Genomic DNA, 3,603 nt, shown 5'->3' with positions numbered 1-3,603 from the left:
AATATTAACATTTTCTTCACGCATCATGCCTTGAATATTATCAAGTTTTGTGATACCTGTGCCATTTGAATTAATATCATAAGACATTTCACCTTCGCCTAATGTCATCATATTTGTTTTATAAACTGAGTTTTTACCAGGGTCTAATGTATAATTTATTTTATAATCACCAGCAGCAGGAGCGCCTTTAATAATTGCTTCTACATCGCCACTTGATGCTGACCAGATAGCTGCTGCATCACCATTTAAAAGTTTTTTAGTGTTGAACTCTGTTGATGATGATACACGGTCAATTTCTTCTTTTAACTGGTCTACTTCAAGTTGAAGCATTGCACGGTCATTTGATGTATAAGCTGGGTCGCCTGCCTGCACTGCAAGCTCTCTTATACGCTGAACCATAGATGTCATTGAACCCATTGCCCCTTCTGCAGTCTGTAACATAGAGATTGCATCTTGAGAGTTAGTTGCTGCTTTTGCAAGACCAGAAATCTGACCTCTTAATTTTTCAGATACTGCTAACCCTGATGCATCATCTGAAGCTGAGTTAATTCTTAAGCCAGTTGAAAGTGCTTTTAATGTTTTTGTTAAACTACTGTTAGCATTATTAACGCTGCTTTGCGCGCCTATTGCTGTTGAGTTATTGATAATTGAAATAGCCATATTAATATCCTCCGTGAATACAGCTTATACAAACTTTACATATTCATCCTTGATATGTAAGCTGCATTTATTTAGTAAAAAATGCCCGATTATCAGCTGTAATTTAGATGCGGCTGCAGGAGTAAGTCCCTTGCTTTTTACGCACATAACAACTGTTTATTGCAAAAAATGTCCGCCAAAACATTTTTTAATTTATTTTCGTGTATTTTTTACCAATATTTTCCTTGCATAGATATTGTATAGTAATATCAGACTTAAGTATTATGTAGCCTTTCTTTTTCTCTCATCTCCCTGTAAAAACAAAAAAAGCCACATCAGTATTAACTAATGCGGCTCAATTGTGTTGATACATACATTCATAATTATAAATATTTAAAAATAAATGTTTCAACAGCTTAAGCAAATATATAATATGTATAATTAACTACACTGAATATTATTATGATGTTTATATAAATAAAAATATAAACAATTAAATACAGCACAAGATAATATGCAGTATAATACATAGTAATTAGACATAAAAAAAGCCAAGATACAGGGTATAATAATCCTGTCTTGGCTCATATATTTTGATACCATATTTAAAATGTAAAATAAGCTATTCATTCACTAATAACTTACAATGCTAAGCTGTAAAAACAAACTTAGCGAAAGAAACCCCCTGATTTCACTGGCAGGCTCTTGTTCGCTCCTTTTAAACATACAGTTTACGCACATGCTGTATGTTTTAAAATATATTATACATTACGCACATAGTATAATATAATTATAATATTATACATTATTTTATAAATTGCAATAATTTTTTGCTGTATGTACACCATTTTTTTATTAAAAATGCTATAATTACTTGATAATATATGTAAAAATATAAATAATCTCAGGTAACTGTCATTCAGAGCCTGAGCATTCAGGCGAAGAATTTAATTAAACAATAATAAAAAATACATCCGTGTATTTTTTATTTAGCGGATTTCCAAAATAAATTTGTAAATCCTTACGCAAGCGACGGTGCATCCTGCACCTATATAGACTCTTCGCTCCGCTAGCTAGCCTGTGCGATTTCTGATTCCTAACTACTCTCTCGGGAAATCGGCAGTACTCGCAAAAACCGTTCCCCTGAGCCTACCTTGTCACTCAGAGGCGGAGCCGAAGAGTCTTATTTAAACTTTTATTTTTAAATACATCCATTTTTAAGTAAGTTCAAAAATAATATTTAAAATTATAACAAATTTATTAAAGTAATTTTTCTATATTCCGATAATAGTTTCATAAGGGAGACAGATTATTTATAAAGCCTTTAAAAAAATTAAAAAAAAGATTAAAGTAAATAAAAATATTTCCGATAAAGGAAATATAGAAAGTAAAAAAAAAGAAATACTAAATTATTTCTAGTTAAAGATGAATATTTAAGGTATCAAAATAATTGAGCTGGTAAAGATAATATCTTTGTCAGCTCTTTTTTTTGGTCAGTTTAATAAGTTTTTAAAAAAGCAATTTACATATTATATATTTATTTATAATTTTATAAAAATTAAATTTAATATTTATAACGGTATTAAACCAATTAAGCCGGCTTTATGTTTTAACATATTGTCGGTTTTTTTATTTATAGATGTTTTTTGAATATGGTTTTATTAATAAAGTTTTTTATAACTTTATTAATAAGGCTTTATTTATAGGCTTTTTACTTTTGAGCATACATTTAGTAGTGTGAGCAGCTATTAATATGTAGGTATCATTTATGTATAAGCAGTATTATACATAAAATAAGTATTAATGAGTAAATTAATAGAGCTGTTTTATGTATTTTCAGGCTTTTAAGCCACTTGCGCGGAAAATATCAGGACAGCAGACTATAAAATGTGGAGAGGTGAGAGTAAATTAAAGAAATTTTAGTTTAATTTCAGGTTTAAAAGTTACCCATAAAACTTACGTGCAAGGACTAATTTTTATACCACTTAAGTATAGAAGAAAGTTCCTGCAAATATTTTAAGGTATATAAAAATCAATAGAGAAGTACCTGTGATTAAATATTTCAGGATAATAACTATATTTTTAAATGTGGAAAAGGTTACAGCCTTATTTTTAAGGCAGCTATTATGTTTGCATTAAAGGCAGATAGATTATGTCTTTATGCAGTTTAAAAAAATTAAATAGGATGAAATTAGGAACAAGGATGTTCTTATAAAGCTTTTCATTATAGTTGGAAGGATAATGATTAAGCATATTTCACGGAGGATAAAATTATGGCTCTTTCAATAGTTAATAACTCAACAGCAATAGGCGCTCAAAGCAGCGTTAATATGGCTAATAATAATTTAACAAAAACAATTAAATCATTATCAACTGGTTTAAGAATAAATTCTGCAGCAGATGATGCATCAGGTCTTGCAGTATCAGAAAAATTAAGAGCACAAATTTCAGGCTTAAATAAAGCAGCAACAAATGCTCAAGATGCAATCTCTATGCTGCAGACAGCAGAAGGAGCGATGGGCTCAATGACATCTATGGTACAGCGTATAAGAGAACTTGCAGTGCAGGCAGGTGACCCAGCTTATACATCAAATGACCGTGCAATGTTACAGCTTGAAGTAGACCAGTTAAAAGAAGAAATTGACCGTGTATCATCATCAACAGAGTTCAACACTAAAAAACTTTTAAATGGTGATGCAGCAGCCTTATGGTCAGCATCTAACGATGATATTGAAGCAATTATTAAAGGTGCAGCAGTAGAAGGTAACTATAAAATTACTTATGATGTAGACCCGGGCCAAAACTCAGTGTATAAATCAAACATTATGCGTTTAGGCGAAGGAGAAATGTCTTACGATATTAATTCAAATGGCACAGGTATCACAAAACTTGATAATATTCAAGGCATGATGCGTGAAGAAAATATTAATATTACAGTAGGCAAACAAGATATAGGAGCATTTG

At 30.6% G+C, this 3,603-nt stretch carries 1 protein-coding gene and 1 pseudogene; one reads left to right on the top strand and one right to left on the bottom strand.

Features of this window, described 5'->3' with window-relative positions:
- A pseudogene (locus Q1X91_RS15095) lies at nucleotides 1–660 on the bottom strand (hypothetical protein); the annotation flags it as partial.
- A gap of 2,252 nt (nucleotides 661–2,912) precedes the next feature.
- Here Q1X91_RS15095 and Q1X91_RS15090 point away from each other — a divergent pair.
- Nucleotides 2,913–3,603: hypothetical protein (locus Q1X91_RS15090; protein ID WP_300759358.1), on the top strand; the 691-nt coding region annotated here is incomplete at its 3' end.

The organism is uncultured Brachyspira sp. (assembly GCF_949287625.1).
GTDB lineage: Bacteria > Spirochaetota > Brachyspiria > Brachyspirales > Brachyspiraceae > Brachyspira.
This window is presented reverse-complemented; position numbering and strand designations above follow the sequence as displayed.